At 61.8% G+C, this 20,028-nt stretch carries 19 protein-coding genes; 17 read left to right on the top strand and 2 right to left on the bottom strand.

What is annotated here, in order from left to right; translation table 11 throughout:
- The first annotated feature begins 103 nt into the window (after nt 1–103).
- The 6 genes from FAY22_RS14350 to FAY22_RS14325 all read left to right on the top strand — a co-directional run bounded on the left by FAY22_RS14350 (nt 104) and on the right by FAY22_RS14325 (nt 5,695).
- On the top strand, nt 104–406 hold the full coding sequence (locus FAY22_RS14350; RefSeq protein ID WP_146330837.1) for an FmdB family zinc ribbon protein: 303 nt from the start codon (nt 104–106) through the stop codon (nt 404–406).
- Between the two features lie 53 nt (nt 407–459).
- On the top strand, nt 460–1,095 hold the full coding sequence (locus tag FAY22_RS14345; protein WP_146330836.1) for a DUF502 domain-containing protein: 636 nt from the start codon (nt 460–462) through the stop codon (nt 1,093–1,095).
- An 84-nt stretch (nt 1,096–1,179) separates the two neighbouring features.
- Nucleotides 1,180–2,985 carry an aspartate--tRNA ligase gene (gene aspS / locus FAY22_RS14340; RefSeq protein ID WP_146330835.1) on the top strand — a complete coding sequence of 602 codons (1,806 nt, stop codon included), beginning with the start codon at nt 1,180–1,182 and terminating at the stop codon, nt 2,983–2,985.
- A gap of 108 nt (nt 2,986–3,093) precedes the next feature.
- Nucleotides 3,094–3,588, top strand: coding sequence for a dihydroneopterin triphosphate diphosphatase (nudB, locus tag FAY22_RS14335; RefSeq protein WP_146330834.1), 495 nt, complete (start codon nt 3,094–3,096; stop codon nt 3,586–3,588).
- Between the two features lie 88 nt (nt 3,589–3,676).
- On the top strand, nt 3,677–4,471 hold the full coding sequence (locus tag FAY22_RS14330) for an endonuclease/exonuclease/phosphatase family protein (RefSeq protein WP_146330833.1): 795 nt from the start codon (nt 3,677–3,679) through the stop codon (nt 4,469–4,471).
- A gap of 57 nt (nt 4,472–4,528) precedes the next feature.
- Nucleotides 4,529–5,695 (top strand): phosphatidylserine/phosphatidylglycerophosphate/cardiolipin synthase family protein, encoded by a 1,167-nt coding sequence (locus FAY22_RS14325; protein WP_146330832.1) that lies wholly within the window; start codon nt 4,529–4,531, stop codon nt 5,693–5,695.
- Nucleotides 5,696–5,793: 98 nt separating this feature from the next.
- Here the strand turns inward: FAY22_RS14325 and gcvA are convergent, their stop codons facing one another.
- Nucleotides 5,794–6,702 (bottom strand): transcriptional regulator GcvA, encoded by a 909-nt coding sequence (gcvA, locus tag FAY22_RS14320; RefSeq protein ID WP_146330831.1) that lies wholly within the window; start codon nt 6,700–6,702, stop codon nt 5,794–5,796.
- 120 nt (nt 6,703–6,822) lie between these two features.
- Here gcvA and FAY22_RS14315 point away from each other — a divergent pair, with 120 nt between their 5' ends.
- From FAY22_RS14315 to FAY22_RS14265, 11 genes are all read left to right on the top strand, one after another.
- Entirely contained in the window at nt 6,823–7,725 is a 903-nt protein-coding gene (locus tag FAY22_RS14315) for a DMT family transporter (RefSeq protein WP_146330830.1), read from the top strand.
- 73 nt (nt 7,726–7,798) lie between these two features.
- Complete coding sequence (locus FAY22_RS14310) at nt 7,799–8,551, top strand: NAD-dependent deacylase (RefSeq protein ID WP_146330829.1); 753 nt, start codon at nt 7,799–7,801, stop codon at nt 8,549–8,551.
- Between the two features lie 3 nt (nt 8,552–8,554).
- Nucleotides 8,555–8,965 (top strand): SgcJ/EcaC family oxidoreductase, encoded by a 411-nt coding sequence (locus FAY22_RS14305; RefSeq protein WP_146330828.1) that lies wholly within the window; start codon nt 8,555–8,557, stop codon nt 8,963–8,965.
- Between the two features lie 270 nt (nt 8,966–9,235).
- Nucleotides 9,236–10,405: a hypothetical protein gene (locus FAY22_RS14300; RefSeq protein ID WP_146330827.1), complete on the top strand. Its 1,170-nt coding sequence runs from the start codon at nt 9,236–9,238 to the stop codon at nt 10,403–10,405.
- A 20-nt stretch (nt 10,406–10,425) separates the two neighbouring features.
- Nucleotides 10,426–11,208 carry a ferritin-like domain-containing protein gene (locus FAY22_RS14295; RefSeq protein ID WP_246860515.1) on the top strand — a complete coding sequence of 261 codons (783 nt, stop codon included), beginning with the start codon at nt 10,426–10,428 and terminating at the stop codon, nt 11,206–11,208.
- A 262-nt stretch (nt 11,209–11,470) separates the two neighbouring features.
- Nucleotides 11,471–11,857: an RNA-binding S4 domain-containing protein gene (locus FAY22_RS14290; RefSeq protein ID WP_146333457.1), complete on the top strand. Its 387-nt coding sequence runs from the start codon at nt 11,471–11,473 to the stop codon at nt 11,855–11,857.
- Nucleotides 11,858–12,057: 200 nt separating this feature from the next.
- Nucleotides 12,058–12,714: a TetR/AcrR family transcriptional regulator gene (locus tag FAY22_RS14285; RefSeq protein ID WP_146333456.1), complete on the top strand. Its 657-nt coding sequence runs from the start codon at nt 12,058–12,060 to the stop codon at nt 12,712–12,714.
- A gap of 27 nt (nt 12,715–12,741) precedes the next feature.
- Nucleotides 12,742–14,532: an acyl-CoA dehydrogenase C-terminal domain-containing protein gene (locus FAY22_RS14280; RefSeq protein ID WP_146330826.1), complete on the top strand. Its 1,791-nt coding sequence runs from the start codon at nt 12,742–12,744 to the stop codon at nt 14,530–14,532.
- 92 nt (nt 14,533–14,624) lie between these two features.
- A complete protein-coding gene (locus FAY22_RS14275) occupies nt 14,625–17,012 on the top strand; it encodes a 3-hydroxyacyl-CoA dehydrogenase/enoyl-CoA hydratase family protein (protein WP_146330825.1) in 2,388 nt (795 codons plus the stop codon).
- 44 nt (nt 17,013–17,056) lie between these two features.
- Entirely contained in the window at nt 17,057–18,253 is a 1,197-nt protein-coding gene (locus FAY22_RS14270; RefSeq protein ID WP_146330824.1) for an acetyl-CoA C-acyltransferase, read from the top strand.
- A 112-nt stretch (nt 18,254–18,365) separates the two neighbouring features.
- Nucleotides 18,366–19,133, top strand: coding sequence for an enoyl-CoA hydratase (locus tag FAY22_RS14265; RefSeq protein WP_146330823.1), 768 nt, complete (start codon nt 18,366–18,368; stop codon nt 19,131–19,133).
- A 137-nt stretch (nt 19,134–19,270) separates the two neighbouring features.
- On the opposite strand, the gene FAY22_RS14260 is transcribed toward FAY22_RS14265, so the two are convergent.
- Entirely contained in the window at nt 19,271–19,783 is a 513-nt protein-coding gene (locus FAY22_RS14260; protein WP_146330822.1) for a hypothetical protein, read from the bottom strand.
- Nucleotides 19,784–20,028 lie beyond the last annotated feature (245 nt).

Raw genomic sequence — 20,028 nt, 5'->3', positions numbered from 1 at the left:
GCGTCATTTTTCGCCTTGCGGCCCATTATCCGGCGAGCCATGCAATCCGACTGGAAAAACCTTTATAATTCAGGGTTTTGGATGATTTTTGCGAGGGTGTCCTATGCCGATTTATGCATATCGCTGCGAAACATGTGGTTTTACGAAGGATGTATTGCAAAAAGTGTCCGACGCACCGCTCACCGAGTGTCCGTCGTGCGAGAAGAGTACATTCAAGAAGCAGCTCACCGCCGCCGGCTTTCAATTGAAAGGCTCCGGCTGGTACGTGACCGATTTCAAGAACGGCAGTGGCAGCACTGCATCGCCTGCGCGTAACACGACGCCGGCCACCGAAGCGCCTTCCTGCGGTGCGGGCGAATGCGGCACGGGATGCGCCGCAGCTGGCGATACCAAGTCGGCTGCTTAATCGATAGGAAGAGATAGGAAGAGGTCTATCCGGCCTCGGGTTCATGGAAGACCATGCGTAAATATTTCGTCACTGGCCTGCTGATTCTCGTCCCCCTGGCGATCACGCTGTGGGTGTTAAATCTCGTCATCGGCACGATGGACCAGTCGCTGTTGCTGCTGCCCGAGAAGTGGCGGCCGGGAGCGCTGTTGGGCGTGCACGTGCCCGGCGTCGGCGCCGTGCTGACGGTGCTGTTCGTGTTCCTCACCGGGCTGTTGACGCGCAATTTCATCGGTAAGCGCTTGGTCGACTGGTGGGAAGCGCTGCTGCGCCGCATTCCGGTCGTGAACTCGATTTACTCCAGTGTCAAGCAGGTCTCCGACACGCTGTTCTCGTCATCCGGCAACGCATTCCGCAAGGCCTTGCTGGTGCAGTATCCGCGCCAGGGATCGTGGACCATCGCATTCCTGACCGGCACGCCGGGCGGCGATGTCAAGAACCATCTGGTCGGCGACTATGTCAGCGTGTATGTGCCGACCACGCCGAACCCCACCTCCGGCTTCTTCCTGATGATGCCGAAGGCGGACACCATCGAACTCGACATGAGCGTCGATGCGGCCTTGAAATATATTGTCTCGATGGGCGTCGTAGCCCCGGAACAATCGGTTTCCGCAGCAGCCAACCTGAAGGCGGTTCCACCCAAATCCTGATAACGGCAGTCTAATATCCAGCTTCGGCCGTGCAGGCGACGGCGGCCCAGGCATTACAAAGAATCTGAACACTGGAAACTGATTATGTCTATGCGAACTCATTACTGCGGCCTCGTCACTGAGGAGCTTCTCGGTCAAACCGTCAGCCTGTGCGGCTGGGTGCATCGCCGGCGCGACCACGGCGGCGTGATCTTCATCGACCTGCGCGACCGCGAAGGCCTCGTGCAAGTGGTGTGCGATCCGGATCGCGCAGACGTGTTCAAGACGGCCGAAGCGGTGCGCAACGAGTTCTGCCTGCGCATTACCGGCGTGGTGCGCAACCGTCCGGAAGGCACGGCCAACGCCAACCTGAAGTCGGGCAAGATCGAAGTGCTGTGCCAGCAGCTCGAAGTGCTGAACCCGTCGGTCACGCCGCCGTTCCAGCTCGACGACGACAACCTGTCGGAGACCACCCGCCTGACGCACCGCGTGCTAGACCTGCGCCGCCCGCAGATGCAGAACAACCTGCGCCTGCGCTACAAGGTGACGATGGAAGTGCGCAAGTTCCTCGACGCCAACGGCTTCATCGACATCGAAACGCCGATGCTGACCAAGTCGACGCCGGAAGGCGCGCGCGACTACCTGGTGCCGTCGCGCGTCAACCCGGGCAACTTCTTCGCGCTGCCGCAGTCGCCGCAGCTGTTCAAGCAGCTGCTGATGGTCGCCAACTTCGACCGCTACTACCAGATCACCAAGTGCTTCCGCGACGAAGACCTGCGCGCCGACCGTCAGCCGGAATTCACGCAGATCGACTGCGAAACCTCGTTCATGAACGAGCAGGAAATCCGCGACATGTTCGAAGGAATGATTCGCGGCGTCTTCAAGAACGCGCTCGATATCGACCTGCCGAACCCGTTCCCGGTCATGCAGTATTCGGAAGCGATGGGCCTGTACGGCTCCGACAAGCCGGACATGCGCGTCAAGCTGCAGTTCACCGAACTGACCGACGTGATGAAGGATGTCGACTTCAAGGTGTTCTCGGCAGCGGCCACCATGGAAGGCGGCCGCGTGGTCGGTCTGCGCGTGCCCGGCGGCGGCGCGATGCCGCGCTCCGAGATCGATGCGTACACGCAGTTCGTGGCGATCTACGGTGCCAAGGGACTGGCCTACATCAAGGTCAATGAAAAGGCCAAGGGGCGCGACGGCCTGCAGTCGCCGATCGTGAAGAACATCCACGACGCGGCGCTGGCTGCAATCATCGAGAAGACCGGTGCGCAGGACGGCGACCTGATTTTCTTCGGCGCTGACAAGGCCAAGGTCGTCAACGACGCGATCGGCGCGCTGCGCGCGAAGATCGGCCATAGCGATTTCGGTAAGAAGCATGGCCTGTTCGAAGACAGCTGGAAGCCGCTGTGGGTGATCGACTTCCCGATGTTCGAATATGACGAAGACGGCCAGCGCTACGTCGCTGCGCACCATCCGTTCACCTCGCCCAAGGACGGCCACGAAGACCTGCTGGAGACCGATCCGGGCAAGGCGCTGGCCAAGGCTTACGACATGGTGTTGAACGGCTGGGAGCTGGGCGGCGGTTCGGTGCGTATCCACCGCGCCGATGTGCAGAGCAAGGTGTTCCGCGCGCTCAAGATCGATGCCGAAGAAGCGCAGCTCAAGTTCGGCTTCCTGCTCGACGCGCTGCAGTACGGCGCTCCGCCGCATGGCGGCCTCGCGTTCGGCCTGGACCGCATCGTGACCATGATGACCGGCGCAGAGTCGATCCGCGACGTGATCGCCTTCCCGAAGACGCAGCGTGCGCAGTGTCTGCTGACCCAGGCGCCGTCGGAAGTCGACGAGAAGCAGTTGCGCGAGCTGCATATCCGCTTGCGCAATGTCGAGCCGGCGGCCAAGGCGTAAGCCGGCCGTTTCCGATTAAGCAAAAAGGCGCTTCCGGCGCCTTTTTGTTTTTGAGCGGGTATGATCATGGCTTGGCCCGCCAGGCCGCAGCCATCGCATGCATGAGCAATGAACAAGCCTTTCAAGATCCCCGAATCCGTCCTGGTCGTCATCTACACCCCGGCGCTGGACGTGCTGCTGATCGAACGCGCCGACAAGCCCGGCTACTGGCAATCGGTGACCGGCTCCAAGGATGCTCTGGATGAGCCCCTGCAGGAGACCGCGCAACGCGAGGTGTTCGAGGAAACCGGCATTCGCGTGGTCGAGGGCGTGCCCGATATGCTGCGACCGACGGAGGTTGCACCGGACCGCCTGCGCGACTGGCAACTTTCCAACGTTTATGAAATCTATCCGGTCTGGCGCCATCGTTACGCGCCGGGCGTGACACGGAACGTGGAGCATGTGTTCGGCTTGCAGGTGCCGCGCGATATCCCGATCACGCTGGCGCCGCGCGAACATCTGAATCACATGTGGCTGCCGTACCGGGCGGCGGCCGACCATTGTTTTTCGCCATCCAATGCGGAAGCCATCCTGCAGTTGCCGCGATATGTGCGCGAACGTTGAAAATTGTCTCAGGATAAGTTCCGGGGGGCACCGTTCCCGCATGAAATCCTTCCTTTTATCCTCGTTGCATAGCGTCTAAAATCAGAGCATGAAACTTCGCATTGCGACGTACAACATCCACAAGGGCGTCAGCACCCTGGGAAGCATGCCGCGCATTCACGCGTTGAAACAGGCGCTGGCATCGATGGAGGCGGATATCCTGTTTTTGCAGGAAGTGCAGGGGCGGCACGACAAGTATGCGACCCGGCATGCCGCACTATGGCCTGACCAGGGGCAACATCAGTTTCTCGCCGGCGAATCGCACTATGCGGCGTACGGCATGAATGCCGTCTACGACCACGGCCACCATGGCAACGCGCTGCTGAGCCGCTACCCCCTGGTGACCGCGACCAACCAGGACGTGTCCGATCATGCATTCGAGGCGCGCGGCATCCTGCATTGCGTGGTCAAGGCGGAGTCGTGCGACGTGCACTGTTACGTGATTCATCTCGGGCTGTTTGCGCGCAGCAGGAAGCGCCAGACCGCGGCCCTGATCGAGGCGGTGGAAACGTCCTCGCCGCCCGATGCGCCGCTGATCATCGCCGGCGACTTCAACGACTGGACCAACCAGCTCAGCGATTCGCTGCGCACCCGCCTCGGCGTGACCGAAGTGTTCGACGAAGATTTGCCCAGGCGCGGCTTCGGCACCTACCTGCGCATGCTCAGCGGGCGCGGCGTGATGACCAAGCCGGCGCGTACCTTTCCTGCCGCGCTGCCCTGGCTGCGGCTGGACCGCATTTACGTGCGCGGCTTCAGGGTGCATGAGGCGCAGGTGCTGCACGGAGCGCTGTGGGCGAAACTGTCCGATCACGCGCCGATCGTCGCTTCTCTGGAGCTCAAGTGACGGGCATGCCAAGCTGACGTTGTAGAATGAATAGCAACGTCGTTCTTGGCAAGTTCTATGCAATCGGTACTCTTTACCGGCGATAACAACATCACCCTGCTGCATTCCGGCGCCGAATTTTTCCCGGCGCTGATCACCGCGGTCGATGCGGCGAAAACCGAAATTTACCTGGAAACCTATATCTTCGCGGCCGACGAAACCGGCGACGAGGTCAAGGCGGCGCTCGTCCGCGCCGCCGAGCGTGGCGTGACGGTCAACGTGATCACAGACTGGCTCGGCACCGGTCACCGCCAATGCGTGCTTCTGAACCAGGAGTTCCGGCAGGTGCATGTCAACCATCGTATCTTCAATGCCTGGTTTCGGCGCGGCTTCGCGCGGCTGCACCGCAAGATTTGCGTGGTCGATCGCGAGCTGGCCTTTCTCGGCGGCCTGAATATCAACTATGACATGCGCTGCGATTTCGATCATGACGTGATTCTGCCGGCGCCACGCTGGGATTTCGCGGTGCAAATCGCCGGGCCGCTGGTGGCGCACATTCACCTGGAAGTCGAGATGCAGTGGATGCTGCTGGGCGGACTGAACCTGCGCTATCGGTGGGAAAAGTTCCGCGACAAGTGGCTCGTCGCCATGCAGCGCCACGAAAACCCGATGGTGGCGGCGCTGGTGGTGCGCGACAATTTGCGCAACCGTCATACGATCCAGAAGTCCTATCTCAAGGCGCTGGGCGGCGCGCGCAAGAGCGCGTTCCTGGCGACACCGTATTTCGCGCCGGGCCGCAAGCTGCGGCGCGCGCTGGCCCAGGCCGCATTGCGCGGCGTGGAGGTGACCTTGCTGCTGGGCGTCGGCCAGTTCCGCATTCAGGACGCTGTGGCGCATTCGCTCTATCCGAAACTGCTCAGGAGCGGCGTAAGGGTGATTGAATACCGCAAGACGCAATTGCACGGCAAGGTCGCGGTGGTCGACGACGATTGGGCGACGGTCGGCTCCAGCAACTGGGACGGGCTCAGCCTGCTGGTGAACCAGGAAGCCAACGTGGTGATCCGCGATTCGGATTTCGTGCACGACCTGCGCCGGCATATCGAGCGCGGCGTGGCCGACGGTATCGAGATCCGCCTCAAGGATTACGCGAACATCCCCTGGTACAAGCGCATGTGGTACGGCGCCGCCTATCTGTTTTACCGCAGCGTGTTGCGCATTATCGCCGCCGGCAAATACGAGGATTAGAGCGATTTGCCTGTCTGTGAAAGGGGGCATCTTGCGGCTGCATGTCTTGTCCCAGCATGACCTCCCTTGCGCAGGAAATCAAATCGCTCTACGGCCTGTCAGCCACGCTCGGCCTGCGCTTCCGCCAGGATCCAGTCGCAGAATGCCTTGACCGCCGGCCGCGCTTCCGCCTCGGGCGGGCGCAGCAGGTGGAAGCGGTAAGGGCCCGGTACGCGCTGCTCGAACAGCCGCACCAGCTTGCCGTTGCGCAGATCCTCGGCGATGAACGGCTCGGCCGCGATGGCTACGCCCTGGCCGTTGGCTGCCGCTTCCAGCGTCAGGTAGGTATGCGAAAAGCTCGGCCGAGTCCCGCCGGTGTAGGCAATGCCGAATTCCTTGAGCCAGCGCGCCCATGAGATTTCGTCGGGGATGCGCATTTCCGCCTCGTCGTGCAGCAGCGGATAGCGCAGCAGGTCGGCCGGTGTGCGCAGGTCGGGTGCCGCCGCCTTGAAAGCCGGGCTGCATACCGCCGAAAACCACTCCTCCAGCAGCAGGTCCGCTTGCACCCCCGGATAGGGGCCGCGGCCCAGACGGATGGCGACATCCACGCCTTCGCGCACGAAGTCGACCGGATGCAGCGAGGCCAGTACGCGCATGTCGATTTCCGGATGCTGTTCGCGCAGGCGCCCCAGGCGCGGCATCAGCCAGCGCGCGACAAGCGACGGCACCGAGGTGACCGTGACCACCCGTTCATCACCCTGGCGCCGGACCGCTTCCGAGACTTCGGCCAGGCTCGTCAGCAGCGGCTGCAGCGCCGCCGCGTATTGCCGGCCTGCCGGAGTGAGCACCACGCCGCGCGGAAGGCGCTGGAACAGCAGCACGCCCAGCCAGCTTTCCAGCTGTTTCACCTGGTGCGCGACGGCGCCAGCGGAAACATGCAGCTCTTCCCCAGCGCTTTGAAAGCCGCCGAGGCGGGCGGCCGCTTCGAAGGCGCGCACGGCGGGCAGGGGCGGCAGGCGGCTGAGCATGGGAAAAGATTTTAAGGCCTAAAATTATTGAGTCAATCCAGCAAGAATATTGGTTTGTTGAGCTGCGGGCAAGTCAAATACACTGGGTTACCCCTAATCTGATTTGTTCTCGATCCGACCATGTCACGCCAATACGCTGTTGTCCTCGTCCTGCTGTCCGCCCTCGGTTTCGGCAGCATCGCCCTGTTTGCCAAGATCGCGTACGCGGCTGGCGTGACGCCCTCCATGCTGTTGGCTTTGCGCTTCCTGCTGGCGGTGGCGATCCTGGCGCCGCTGGTCTGGCTCAAGCGGCTGCCGTTGCCGCGCGGACGGGCGCTGGCCGGTTTCGCGCTCATGGGTGCGCTTTACACAGTGCAATCGCAAAGTTATTTCACGGCGCTGATGTACGCCAGCAGCGGCCTGGTCGGTCTGCTCCTGTATATCTACCCGGTGCTGGTGACCTTGCTCGCCGTCGCGTTCGGCTGGGAAAGACTAGACCGCCGCACACTGATTCTGCTGGTGCTGGCGATTGCGGGGCTGGCCATCACGCTGGGCGGCAATCTCCAGGGGCAGCCGTTCGGCATTGCGCTCGGCATCGCGGCCGCCTGCATTTACGCGGTGTATATCGCGATCGGTGGGCGCCTGACACAACACGCCGATCCGCTGGCGGCCACCCTGGTCGTGATGGCCGCCGCCGCCGTGGGTAACGGCATGTTCGCGGCGGCCGGGAGTTCCGCGTTGCCCGGCACCGTCGCCGCGTGGCTGGCGGTGGGCGCGATCGCGCTGTTTTCCACCGTGATTGCGATCGGCACCTTCCTTATCGGCATCAAGATCATCGGCCCATCCAAGGCTTCGATCATTTCGACGCTGGAGCCGGTGATCACGATCTGCCTCGGCGTCGCTTTCCTGGGCGAGTCAGTCAGCCTCAACCAGCTCGTCGGCGGCGCCATGGTATTGCTGGCCGTCGTTATGCTGGCGCAGCGTCCGCACACGCAGGCGGGCGACGAGGCGGCATGCGCGACAGCCGCGGCCTGCACCGAATAGGCCTCCCGCCCCCTGCCGGCAGCGTGCCTGCGGAGTTATACTGAATGACTCCAGGGACCTTTCCGGTACGGCGATGCGTTTCGATCCTGACTTGCTGGACAAGCTGCGCGGCGCACATCACATTGCGGTGTTTACCGGCGCAGGCGTCTCCGCCGAAAGCGGCATTCCGACCTTTCGCGAAGCGCAGACCGGATTGTGGGCCAACTTCCGGGCCGAAGATCTGGCCACGCCGGAAGCGTTCCGGCGCGATCCCTTCACTGTCTGGAAATGGTACGAGTGGCGCCGCGATCTGATGCGCGAGGTGCGTCCCAATCCTGCCCACCTGGCCATCGCCGCGCTCGAGCAGCGGGTGCCGCATGTCACCGTGATCACCCAAAACGTCGACGGCTTGCACCACAGTGCCGGCAGCACCGATGTGATTGAGCTGCACGGCAATATCTGGAACAACTTCTGCTTCCACTGCCGCCAGCCGGGCGAGCCGGCAGCGTCGGCATCGGACGTCCCGCCGCGCTGCGCTCATTGCGGCGGGATGGTGCGCCCGGGCGTGGTCTGGTTCGGCGAATCCCTGCCGGCGCCGGCGTGGCACCGGGCGGCGGAAGTGTCCGAGCATGCCGACGTTTTTTTCTGCATCGGCACTTCCAGCCTGGTCGAACCGGCCGCCAGCCTGCCGCGCTACGCCCAGTCGTGCGGGCGGACCGTCATCCAGATCAATCCGGAAGCCACTCTGCACGATGGATTTGCGCGCCATGTCCTGCGCGGCAAGGCAGGGCACATCGTGCCGGAACTGCTGCGCGCGGCATGGCCAGAGCAACGGGAAGGGGCTTGAGCGATGCACGATGATGAACAATCCATCCGCAACCTGATCGCCAGCTGGCTTGAGGCATCCGCCGACGGCGACGTCGAGCGCCTGCGCGTGCTGATGGCCGACGACGTCGTTTTCCTAACGCCTTGCCAGGCGCCGCTGCGCGGCCGCGATGCCTTCATGGCGGCATTTGAAAAGGGATTGCAGCATTACCGCATCGACGCCCGCTGCGAGATCAGGGAAGTGCGCGTGGTCGGCGACTCCGCCTATTGCTGGACGCATCTGACAGTCACCATTACGCCCACCAGGACGGGCTTGCCGATGCGCCGTTCTGGAGACACTCTTTCCTTCCTTCAAAAGCAATCCACTGGTAACTGGGTCATCGTGCGCGACGCCAACATGCTGATGCCCGAACCCGCGCCGTCGCCCAACTTCTGAGCGCGCATGCGGCTGTAAGCCTTACCCCCGGCATTGTAAAAACTGCGTGGCGCGCGCCTCGCCCGCCTCGTCCTCCTGTCCTTCCCGTATCCGGCTCCGGTTCGCCCTGCATGCGCATCCACCAGGCGCGACCGGCATGGAAGTTGCGGCAGTCGCCAGCTTCGCGTTGCGTCAGCCGGCGGGCAGATGGCCATGCAGTCATGCGCATGGCAGACCTCCGATTCCTGGCGCTGCGTATCCCAATCTTGGTCCGATGGAAAGGAGCACCCCATGTCCCTGAACTTATTCAGCGCGAAGGGCTACTCGCCCGACCAGCAGCGTTTCACCTGGCGCGACATGGTCGGCAAGCCGATCAGCAAGCTCGATGATGATGCCTTTACCCGCGTACGCATCATCCTGCTGAATGGCATCGAAAACGACGCATTGCGCTTCCAGCATCTCGCCGCCCGCATGAACCGCGAGCTGCGATTGTCGCTGGCGCAAATCCGGCGCACCGAACAGCACCAGGCAACCATGATCAACTGGTTGCTCGGCGCCGATCATTCGCCGCTGGAAACTACGATTGCGTATGAACAGGTTGCGATCGAAGTGACCGCTGCGGTGGCGCAAAGCGAGCCCGATGCCTACATCGCGCAGGCATACCGCTTCGGCCTGCTGGAAGATTTCGATCATTTGTACCGGTATTCGGCGCTGCTTGACCGGATCGAGGGCAAGGATGCCAACAATATCCTGCAGAGCTATACCGATATCCTGCCAGGGCGGCCGACGATCGAGGAGCACCGCGCGCCGCAGGACGACCTGCGCGAACCGTATGGGCGCGACGCGGCGCCGCTGACCAAGCTGCATGCGCTGACGATCACCGCCGGCGAGTACCAGACGCACGACTATTACATGAATATCGGCCCGCTGTTCGCCGATCCGGCTGCGCGCCAGCTATATGCGGAAATTGCGTCGATCGAGGAGCAGCATGTCACCCAGTACAGTTCGCTGATCAACCCGGAAGAATCGCTGCTGGAACAGTGGCTGCTGCACGAGGCGACCGAAGTGTACAACTACTACGGTTGCGTGCAGCAGGAGACCAATCCGCGTGTCAAGGCGATCTGGGAACGCTTCCTCGAGTACGAGCTCGGCCACTTCCACCATGTCGCCGAGCTGTTCAAGCAGCACGAGAAACGCGACCCGGCCGAGCTGTTCCCGGGCGATCTGCCGGAGCCGATTCCGTTCGCCAGCCAGCGCGACTTCGTGCGGCAGGTGCTGGCGCAGGAAGTCAATCTGCGTGCCAACGGCACCAAGTTCGTCGAGCAGTCGCAGGAAAGCCAGGCATCGATCGACTACCGCACTCATCTCAATTCGGACGGCTCACCGAGCGAAACCGTGGCGGCAGGCTATATCTGGTCGCCGGGCACAGAACTCAACCGCAAGATCGCCGTCGCCGTATGAAGAACGTACAAGGAGCAATCATGAAAGAGCAGACTCACATCGGCATGAACCGCACCGGATTGCAAATGTCGCCGTTCGATGCCGGTTCGATGCAATCGCCCGTGCCGGCATCGATGATGCCGGCCACGCCCGGCGACGACAGCGCGCTGGCGGAGCTGCGCAGCACCTATATCACCGGCGCCGAGCCGCTCGGATCGGTGCCGATCCCCGGCACCATCAAGGGCGCGATCACCACCGGCGTGTCGACGCTCGCCGGCGGCCAGCCGCAGCTGCTGCTCGACAAGCTGGGCGAGCGGCTGGCATTCGAGCGCACCGGAACCCGCCTGTACGATGCCCTGATCACCAAGTTCGAAGCGACGCAGGATGAATCGACCAGCATGACCCTGGCCGACCTGCAGCAGATCCGGCAGGACGAGGCGCGCCACTTCGCCATCGTGGCCGAGGCGATCGAATCGATCGGCGGCGATCCGACCTCGCAGACGCCGTGCGCCGACCTCGTGGGCGTGGAATCGATGGGGTTGATGCAGGCCGTGTGCGATCCGCGCACCACAATCGCGCAGTCGCTGCACGCGATACTGGTCGCCGAGCTGGCTGACCAGGCTGGGTGGGAAATGCTGATTGCGCTGACGCAGGAGCATAAACAGAGCGCGATGGTCACCGATTTCAATGTCGCACTGGCCGAGGAGCGCACCCACCTGCAGCGGGTGCAGCAGTGGTTCGAGGAAGCGACGGTCGGCAGGGCGATATCGGCCGGCGCCGGCATCGACGATATCAGCGACGCCAATCCCTCCCACATGCACTGATGACGATACGGGCGATGTCGTGCGCGCCTGGAGCATCGTTTGGCCCGGCGCGGCGTACGTCGTTGCGCATTGCATTAAAGGCAATAATTGCGGGGCGCCGCCGCCGGGCAGCGATCTCTCGATTTGCCAACGAAACACCGTCTTCGCCGCATGGACGGAATTTGCGGTGCCGTCGTTAAAAAAGCACGGTCAGACTATAAAATAGCGCTTATTGCACAAACATACCGATGCCTCCTTCTCTAGCCCCGGCTTGATCCTGTTCATGACGACATCCTCCGATTCCCTGCGCATTGACAAGTGGTTATGGGCCGCGCGTTTCTTCAAGACGCGCACGCTCGCCACCGATGCCGTCGACGGCGGCAAGGTGCGGCTGAACGGCGAGCGTGTCAAACCGGCGCGCAGCGTGAAGATCGGCGACACGCTCGATATCGATAACGGTTCGACCGAATGGGAAGTAGTCGTGCGGGATCTTGCCGAAAAACGCGGATCGGCATCGGTGGCGCAAACTCTTTATACGGAAACTGAAGCAAGCATCGCTCGGCGGCAAGCCAAAGCAGAACAACGACAATTTTTCAGAGAGCCCAGCGAGGCAATCAAGGGACGGCCCACCAAGCGCGACAGGCGCCGGATCGACAAGTCGTCATACTGACAAAAAGCCACCAAAATAGGCGGGATCGCAGCGTCTTTGTTGCGCATCATGACTAGAATCGCCCCTCTAAGTTCTCGTTTGACATTTATACCGGGGTAGATAATAGTACGAGCGTTCGCTTCAGTAATACCGTGCGAATTTTGAAACTTTGATAGGGCACTACCGTGGCTACCAACTCGACTGACTCGCCAACCAAATTCATGCGTAAAGGTGAGCTTACGCGCGCTGCGATTCTCGATGTGGCACTAGATCTGGCAAGCCGCGACGGGCTCGAAGGCTTGACCATCGGCCTGCTCGCGGACAAGATGAACATGAGCAAGTCTGGCGTGTTTGCGCACTTCGGTTCACGCGAGGATTTGCAGATCGAAGTCGTCAAACTGTACCACCATCACTTCGAGCAGGAAGTGTTCTATCCAAGTATGAAAGAGCCGCGCGGCTTGCCTCGCCTGCAGGCGATGTTTGCGCGTTGGGTCAAGCGTGTGTCGGTCGAAATCGCCTCTGGCTGCATTTATATCAGCGGCGCGGTGGAGTATGACGACCGTCCCGGCGCCATCCGAGAAGAACTCGCCGGTATGGTGCGCGCCTGGAAAAACGCGCTGCGGCGTTGCGTGGTACAGACCATCGAAATGGGACATTTGTCCGACGAGACCGATCCCGACCAGCTGGTTTTCGAGATGTACGGCCTGATCCTGGCCCTGCATCACGACGCACGTTTCCTGAAGTTGCCCGGCAGCGTGAACCGCGCCGAAGTCGGGTTCGAACGTTTGATTGACAGTTACCAAAATCCGCAGCCCGCCGGCAGTACGAAGGCAGCTGCAAAACAGAACCCCAAAACCGCTGCCAGAAAGTCAGCTTAAATCCAATTAGCCGTCAGGAGAAAAACCATGGGTCAATACGTCGCTCCATTGCGTGACATGCAGTTCGTGCTGCACGAACTGCTCAAGGTGGAAGATGAGTTCAAACAACTGCCTGCGCACGCAGAGATTGACAAGGACATCATCAACCAAGTGCTGGAGGAGGGAGGCAAGTTCACTTCCCAGGTGCTGTTCCCGTTGAATCACTCGGGCGACCGCGAAGGCTGCCGCCTCGACAAGGAAACCCATGTTGTGCACACGCCGGCCGGTTTCAAGGAAGCCTACCAGCAGTACGTGGAAGCAGGCTGGCCCGCGTTGTCCTGCGACCCGGAATACGGCGGCCAGGGCTTGCCGGTGACGATCAACAATTCGTTCTACGAAATGCTGAATTCGTCCAACCAGGCATGGACGATGTATCCGGGCCTGTCGCACGGCGCCTACGAATGCATACACGAGCACGGTACGCCGGAGCAGAAGGCGCTGTACCTGCCCAAGCTGGTTTCCGGCGAATGGACCGGCACCATGTGCCTGACCGAGCCGCATTGCGGCACCGACCTGGGCCTGTTGCGCACCAAGGCCGAACCGCAGGCTGACGGCACCTACAAGATCACCGGCGGCAAGATCTTCATCTCGGCCGGCGAACACGAAATGTCGGCCAACATCGTCCACCTGGTGCTGGCACGCCTGCCGGATGCACCATCGGGCACCAAGGGCATCTCGTTGTTCATCGTGCCGAAGTACGTCCCGAACGCGGATGGTTCCAACGGCGCGCGCAACAACATCTTCTGCGGCGCGATTGAAGAAAAGATGGGCATCCACGGCAACTCCACCTGCCAGATGAACCTGGACGGCGCGATCGGCTGGCTGATCGGCGAGCCGAACAAGGGCTTGAACGCGATGTTCGTGATGATGAACGCAGCGCGCCTGGGTGTCGGCATGCAGTCGCTCGGCCTGACCGAAGTCGCTTACCAGAACGCCGTCACCTACGCGAAAGACCGCCTGCAGATGCGCAGCCTGTCGGGCCCGAAGGCGCCGGAAAAGGCGGCCGATCCGATCATCGTGCATCCGGACGTGCGCCGCATGCTGCTGACCGCGCGTGCCTACGCCGAAGGCGGCCGCGCATTCTCCTCCTACGTCGCGCTGCAGATCGACAAGGAACTCAATCACCCGGATGAGCAGGTGCGCAAGGACGCCGCTGCCGAGGTCGCTCTGCTGACCCCGATCATCAAGGCCTTCCTGACCGACAACGGCTGGATCGCCACTTCCGAAGCGATGCAGGTCTACGGCGGCCACGGCTTCATCTCCGAGTGGGGCATGGAGCAGTACGTGCGCGACGCCCGCATCAACATGATCTACGAAGGCACCAACACGATTCAATCGCTCGATTTGTTGGGCCGCAAGATCCTGATGGACAACGGGGCTAAGCTGCGCAAGTTCGGCGACAAGGTCAAGGCATTCGTCGAAGAGAACGGCACCAACGAGGCACTGTCCGAATTCATCACCCCGCTGGGCGATATCGGCGACAAGGTCGGCAAGCTGACCATGGAAATCGGCATGAAGGCCTTCCAGAACCCGGATGAAGTCGGCGCAGCCGCAGTGCCCTACCTGCGCGTTGTCGGTCACATGGTGTTCGCCTACTTCTTCGCGCAAATGGCGAAGATCGCGCTGGAAAAGCAAGATTCCGGCGACAACTTCTACAAGGCTAAACTGGCAACCGCGCGCTTCTACTTCGCACGCCTGCTGCCGGAAACCGCGATGTTGATCCGTCAGGCACGTTCCGGTTCGGCGAACCTGATGGCGCTCGAAGCAGACCTTTTCTAAGAATAAAAAACAGCCACGGAGCTTCCAGGGGGAGTCAGTTCTGACTTCTCTCGGGCTACGTCACCTTAATGGCAGCAAATAAAGGGTAAATCATGTCAAATTTCATCGTCAAAAAAGTCGCCGTGCTCGGCGCAGGCGTGATGGGTGCGCAGATTGCCGCCCACTGCGTCAATGCTAAAGTGCCTGTCGTGCTGTTCGACCTGCCCGCCAAGGAAGGCCCGAAGAATGGCATCGTGCTGCGCGCCATCGAAAACCTGAAAAAGCTTTCTCCGGCCCCGCTGGGCAACAAGGAAGACGCCGCGCTGATCCAGGTCGCGAACTACGAGGACAACCTCGACGTGCTCGCAGGCTGCGACCTGATCATCGAAGCGATCGCCGAGCGCATGGACTGGAAACACGACCTGTACAAGAAGGTCGCTCCGCACATCGCCCCGAATGCGATTTTCGCCTCCAACACTTCCGGCCTGTCGATCACCGCATTGTCCGAGGGCTTCGACGCCGACCTGAAGGCGCGCTTCTGCGGCGTGCACTTCTTCAACCCGCCGCGCTACATGCACCTGGTCGAACTGATCCCGACCGTGTCGACCCGCCCGGAAATCCTCGACCAGCTCGAAGGCTTCCTGGCTTCCACGCTGGGCAAGGGCGTGGTGCGCTGCTTCGACACCCCGAACTTCGTCGCCAACCGCGTCGGCATCTTCGGCATGCTGGCCACCATCCATGAAGCCGAAAAGTTCGGCCTGTCCTGCGACGTGGTCGACGACCTGACCGGTTCCAAGCTGGGCCGTGCGAAGTCCGGCACCTTCCGTACCGCCGACGTGGTCGGCCTGGATACCATGGGTCACGTCATCAAGACCATGGAAGACAACCTGAAGAACGATCCGTTCGCTTCGCTCTACAAGACCCCGGACGTGGTCGCCAAGCTGATCGGCGCAGGCGCCTTGGGCCAGAAGAGCGGCGCCGGCTTCTACAAGAAGGTTGGCAAGGAAATTCAACGCTTCGACGCTGCGAAGAACGAATACGTGCCGGGCGGCGCCAAGGCTGACGACGTCATCGCCCGCATCCTGAAGGAAAAGGATCCGGCGAAGAAGATGAAGGCGTTGCGCGAATCGACCAACCCGCAAGGCCAGTTCCTGTGGGCGATCTTCCGTGACGCATTCCACTACATCGCGATCCACCTCGAATCGATCGCCGACAATGCACGCGACGTCGACTTCGCGCTGCGCTGGGGCTTCGGCTGGAAGACCGGTCCGTTCGAAACCTGGCAGGCAGCCGGCTGGCAGCAGATCGCTCAGTGGGTCAAGGAAGATATCGATGCCGGCAAGGCCATCTGCAATGCACCGCTGCCGCAGTGGGTATTCGACGGCCGCACCGGCGTGCATACCGCCGAAGGTTCCTGGTCGCCGGCCAAGAAGGCCTATGTGCCGCGTTCCAATCTGCCGGTCTACCAGCGCCAGGCATTCCGCGCTCCGGTGCTGGGTGAAGGCGCGGCTGACGGCGCCACTGCCGGCGTCACCGTGTTCGAAGACGAGTCCGTCCGTCTGTGGCACCAGAACGACGATGTGCTGATCCTGTCAAGCAAGACCAAGATGCACGTGATCGGGCCGGGCGTGGTTGCCGGTATCAACAAGGCGGTCGAGGAAGCCGAGAAGAACTTCAAGGGCCTGGTGCTGTGGAATGCCGACGCTGCTGAAGGCGGCGCATTCTCCGCAGGCGCCGACCTGCAATCGATGCTGCCGGCATTCATGGCTGGCGGCGCCAAGGCGATCGATCCGGAAGTCTCCAAGCTGCAGAACGCATTCATGCGCCTGAAGTACGCGAATATCCCGGTCGTGGCGGCAGTTGCCGGCCTCGCGCTCGGTGGCGGTTGCGAACTGATGCTGCACGCTGCCAAGCGCGTCGCATCGATTGAATCCTACATCGGCCTGGTGGAAGTGGGCGTTGGCCTGGTGCCGGCTGGCGGCGGCCTGAAGGAAGCGGCGATGCGCGCTGCTGCCGATGCGAAGGGCAACGATCTGCTGCAGTTCCTGAAGGTCTACTTCACCAACGCGGCCACCGCGAACGTGTCGAAGTCCGCTTTGGAAGCACAGCAGATGGGCTACCTGAAGCAGACCGACACCATCGTGTTCAACGCCTACGAGCTGCTGCACGTGGCGAAGGTCGAAGCTCGCGCCATGTTCGACGCAGGGTATCGCGCGCCGGCACAGAAGCTGGTCCCGGTTGCCGGCCGCTACGGCCTGGGCACCATCATGGCGCAGCTGGTCAACATGCGCGACGGTGGTTTCATCTCCGCGCACGACTTCAAGCTGGGCTCGATGATCGCCGAGATCGTTTCCGGCGGCGACGTGAACCAGAACAGCCTGGTGAGCGAACAGTGGCTGCTCGACCTCGAGCGCAAGGCCTTCGTCGAATTGCTGAACAATCCGAAGACGCAAGAGCGCATCATGGGCATGATGCAGACCGGCAAACCCGTGCGTAACTAAGCGCGCATTTATACGCGCATCTACACGAATACGGAGCATACAAAATGACTAAACAACTTCAAGAAGCGTACGTCGTCGCCGCTACCCGCACGCCGATCGGCAAGGCCCCGCGCGGCATGTTCAAGAACGTGCGTCCGGACGACCTGCTGGTACGCGCCATCCAGTCCGCCATGGCGCAGGTGCCTGGCCTGGATCCGAAACTGATCGAGGACGCGATCGTCGGCTGCTCGTTCCCGGAAGCGGAGCAGGGCATGAACTTTGCGCGTACTGCCGTGCTGCTGGCCGGCCTGCCGAACACCATCGGCGGCGTCACCATCAACCGCTACTGCGCATCGGGCATCACCGCTGTCGCCATGGCCGCCGACCGCATCAAGGTCGGCCAGGCTGACGTGATGATTGCAGCCGGTGCGGAATCGATGTCGATGGTGCCGATGATGGGCCACCACCCGTCGATCAACATGAACACCTTCAAGGATGAAAACATCGGCATGGCCTACGGCATGGGCCTGACCGCCGAGAAGGTCGCCCAGCAGTGGAAGGTGTCGCGCGAAGCGCAGGACCAGTTCTCGCTGGAATCGCACCGCAAGGCGATCGCCGCGCAGCAGGCCGGCGAATTCAACGATGAAATGACTTCGGTCGAGATCATCGAGCGCATCCCGAACCTGGCGACCGGCCAGATCGACATCAAGACCCGCACCGTCAACATGGACGAAGGCGCGCGCCCGGACAGCAGCCTGGAAGGCCTGGCGAAGCTCAAGCCTGTGTTTGCCAACAAGGGTTCGGTCACCGCGGGCAACAGCTCGCAGACTTCCGACGGTGCAGGCGCGCTGATCCTGGTCTCGGAAAGGATCCTGAAGCAGTTCAACCTGACCCCGCTGGCGAAGTTCTCGTCGTTCGCGGTGCGCGGCGTTCCGCCGGAAATCATGGGTATCGGTCCGAAGGAAGCGATTCCTGCGGCTTGCCGTGCCGCCGGCATCACGCAAGACCAGATCGACTGGTTCGAGCTGAACGAAGCGTTCGCCGCGCAATCGCTGGCCGTGATCCAGGACTTGGGTTTGGACCCGTCCAAGGTCAACCCGATGGGCGGCGCGATCGCCCTGGGCCACCCGCTGGGTGCGACCGGCGCCATCCGTTCCGCCACCGTGGTGCACGCGCTGCGCCGCAAGAACCTGAAGTACGGCATGGTCACCATGTGCGTCGGCGCCGGCATGGGCGCGGCAGGTATCTTCGAACGCGTGTAAGATGGTCGGTGGTCCGGCGTAACCCGCACGTTGCGGCGCGCCGGAATACTGCGAGGCAGTGAACTGAGAGCCGTACGGGTACAAACCGTGCGGCTTTTTCATGGGAGAGTTCATGGATATTCTGACCAATAAATCGAACGGCATTCTGACAATCGAATTCAATCGCCCGGAAAAGAAAAACGCGATCACGGCGGCGATGTACCAGATGATGGCCGATGCGCTCAGGGAGGCGGAAAGCGATGCAGCGGTGCGTGCCATCGTCATCACGGGCAAGCCGGAAGTATTCACCGCGGGGAACGATCTCGACGATTTCCTGAAGAATGAATCGGCCGAGGTGGGCGACCGTCCGGTGGCGCAATTCATGCGCGCGTTGAATGTGGCATCCAAGCCGGTCGTCGCGGCCGTGGCCGGCAACGCGGTCGGCATCGGCACCACGATGCTGATGCATTGCGACCTGGTTTATGCGGCCGACAACGCCAAGTTCGCGATGCCGTTTACGCAGTTGGGCCTGTGCCCGGAGTTCGCCTCCAGCATGCTGTTCCCGCAAATGGTCGGATACCAGCGCGCCGCCGAAAAGCTGCTGCTGGGCGAAGCGTTCTCGGCGGAAGAGGCGTACGAGATGGGCTTGGTCAGCCGCGTGCTGCCGGTGAACGACTTGCTGCCGTTCGCGCATGGGCAAGCGGCCAAGCTGGCCGCGCTGCCGGCGTCGTCGCTGCGCGTCACCAAGCGCCTGATGAAGGAATCCCAGGCGGCTGCGGTCAATGCGCGCATGCTGGAGGAAAACAAGCACTTCGGCGAAATGCTGGTCGCGAAGGAAGCGAAAGAGGCGTTTACCGCCTTCTTCGAGAAGCGGCGTCCCGACTTCACGAAATTCGCGTAATGCACCGCCACCGGCACGTCACCAAGCTCAGGTGAATGCCGGCGCGGGAATCGCGGCAATTCCGTTCGATGGCTGTACCGGGAATAGCCCCGCAGCTTCGATCTGCGGGGCTGTTTCTTTTCTGCGCGGCTCCGGTATCAGCGCTTCGCCAGAAAGCGCGCCCACCATCCCTTCTTGGGCATCACGCTTTCGGCGCTCTTTGGCTTTTCAGGTTTGGTCGTCTGCTGCGCTGGCGATTCCGGCGCTTCCTCCGACAGAGACTCGACCTGCTTGTCGTACTCCAGGAACAGCACCTTGCTTTCGAGCGCCTTGATCACGTTATCCTTGTCGGCAAGGCGCGCGCGCAATTCATTGGTCACCTGATCTTTTACCTTGCGCAATTCCGCTTCGAGCGCGAGCGCGCGTTCCAGCGAGCGCGTCCTTTCTTCCAATATGGCAATTCTTGTTCTTTCCCGCGTGCGCTCATCCGGGCCTTCGTCCTCGTTCGGATGCAGGCGCCCGTAAGTGCGCAGCAGCTCGGATGTCTCGATCTGCGTTTCGCCTTCCGGCGTGACGGTCTTGCTCAGCCGCCCTTTTTCAATGTCGCGGTAGAGCGTCGAGCGGTTTCTGCGAACAAGTTTCGCAGCCTCGGAAATGGAAACCAGTGCCATATGACTGAAAAAATCCTCGATCTGAATCCGTGCCTTCGCGACACCGGAATACGACACCCCTGCCAATAAGGGGGTGCCGTATTCCTTGACAATATTTGCGTGAAAAAATTCTGCCGCGCCCACGAAAGACAGCCATCTGTTTGCCGGCAAAAGGGCGTACCCATGTGCCGCCAAAGTCAACGCTGTCAAGGGACGATTGTCCGACGGCATGATAAGCATGGTGCGCAACGGCATGGCGCCGTCGC

This window comes from Noviherbaspirillum sp. UKPF54 (assembly GCF_007874125.1).
In the GTDB taxonomy this organism is placed as follows: domain Bacteria; phylum Pseudomonadota; class Gammaproteobacteria; order Burkholderiales; family Burkholderiaceae_D; genus Noviherbaspirillum.
Note: the sequence above shows the minus strand (reverse complement) of the source record. Positions and strands in the feature narration are given on the sequence as shown.

Excerpts from the sequence above, each read along its gene's own strand:
- FAY22_RS14350 (WP_146330837.1), top strand. The coding sequence starts at position 104 with ATGCCGATTTATGCATATCGCTGCGAAACATGTGGTTTTACGAAGGAT.
- FAY22_RS14345 (WP_146330836.1), top strand. The coding sequence starts at position 460 with ATGCGTAAATATTTCGTCACTGGCCTGCTGATTCTCGTCCCCCTGGCG.
- aspS (WP_146330835.1), top strand. The coding sequence starts at position 1,180 with ATGTCTATGCGAACTCATTACTGCGGCCTCGTCACTGAGGAGCTTCTC.
- nudB (WP_146330834.1), top strand. The coding sequence starts at position 3,094 with ATGAACAAGCCTTTCAAGATCCCCGAATCCGTCCTGGTCGTCATCTAC.
- FAY22_RS14330 (WP_146330833.1), top strand. The coding sequence starts at position 3,677 with ATGAAACTTCGCATTGCGACGTACAACATCCACAAGGGCGTCAGCACC.
- FAY22_RS14325 (WP_146330832.1), top strand. The coding sequence starts at position 4,529 with ATGCAATCGGTACTCTTTACCGGCGATAACAACATCACCCTGCTGCAT.
- gcvA (WP_146330831.1), bottom strand. The coding sequence starts at position 6,702 with ATGCTCAGCCGCCTGCCGCCCCTGCCCGCCGTGCGCGCCTTCGAAGCG.
- FAY22_RS14315 (WP_146330830.1), top strand. The coding sequence starts at position 6,823 with ATGTCACGCCAATACGCTGTTGTCCTCGTCCTGCTGTCCGCCCTCGGT.
- FAY22_RS14310 (WP_146330829.1), top strand. The coding sequence starts at position 7,799 with ATGCGTTTCGATCCTGACTTGCTGGACAAGCTGCGCGGCGCACATCAC.
- FAY22_RS14305 (WP_146330828.1), top strand. The coding sequence starts at position 8,555 with ATGCACGATGATGAACAATCCATCCGCAACCTGATCGCCAGCTGGCTT.
- FAY22_RS14300 (WP_146330827.1), top strand. The coding sequence starts at position 9,236 with ATGTCCCTGAACTTATTCAGCGCGAAGGGCTACTCGCCCGACCAGCAG.
- FAY22_RS14295 (WP_246860515.1), top strand. The coding sequence starts at position 10,426 with ATGAAAGAGCAGACTCACATCGGCATGAACCGCACCGGATTGCAAATG.
- FAY22_RS14290 (WP_146333457.1), top strand. The coding sequence starts at position 11,471 with ATGACGACATCCTCCGATTCCCTGCGCATTGACAAGTGGTTATGGGCC.
- FAY22_RS14285 (WP_146333456.1), top strand. The coding sequence starts at position 12,058 with ATGCGTAAAGGTGAGCTTACGCGCGCTGCGATTCTCGATGTGGCACTA.
- FAY22_RS14280 (WP_146330826.1), top strand. The coding sequence starts at position 12,742 with ATGGGTCAATACGTCGCTCCATTGCGTGACATGCAGTTCGTGCTGCAC.
- FAY22_RS14275 (WP_146330825.1), top strand. The coding sequence starts at position 14,625 with ATGTCAAATTTCATCGTCAAAAAAGTCGCCGTGCTCGGCGCAGGCGTG.
- FAY22_RS14270 (WP_146330824.1), top strand. The coding sequence starts at position 17,057 with ATGACTAAACAACTTCAAGAAGCGTACGTCGTCGCCGCTACCCGCACG.
- FAY22_RS14265 (WP_146330823.1), top strand. The coding sequence starts at position 18,366 with ATGGATATTCTGACCAATAAATCGAACGGCATTCTGACAATCGAATTC.
- FAY22_RS14260 (WP_146330822.1), bottom strand. The coding sequence starts at position 19,783 with ATGGCACTGGTTTCCATTTCCGAGGCTGCGAAACTTGTTCGCAGAAAC.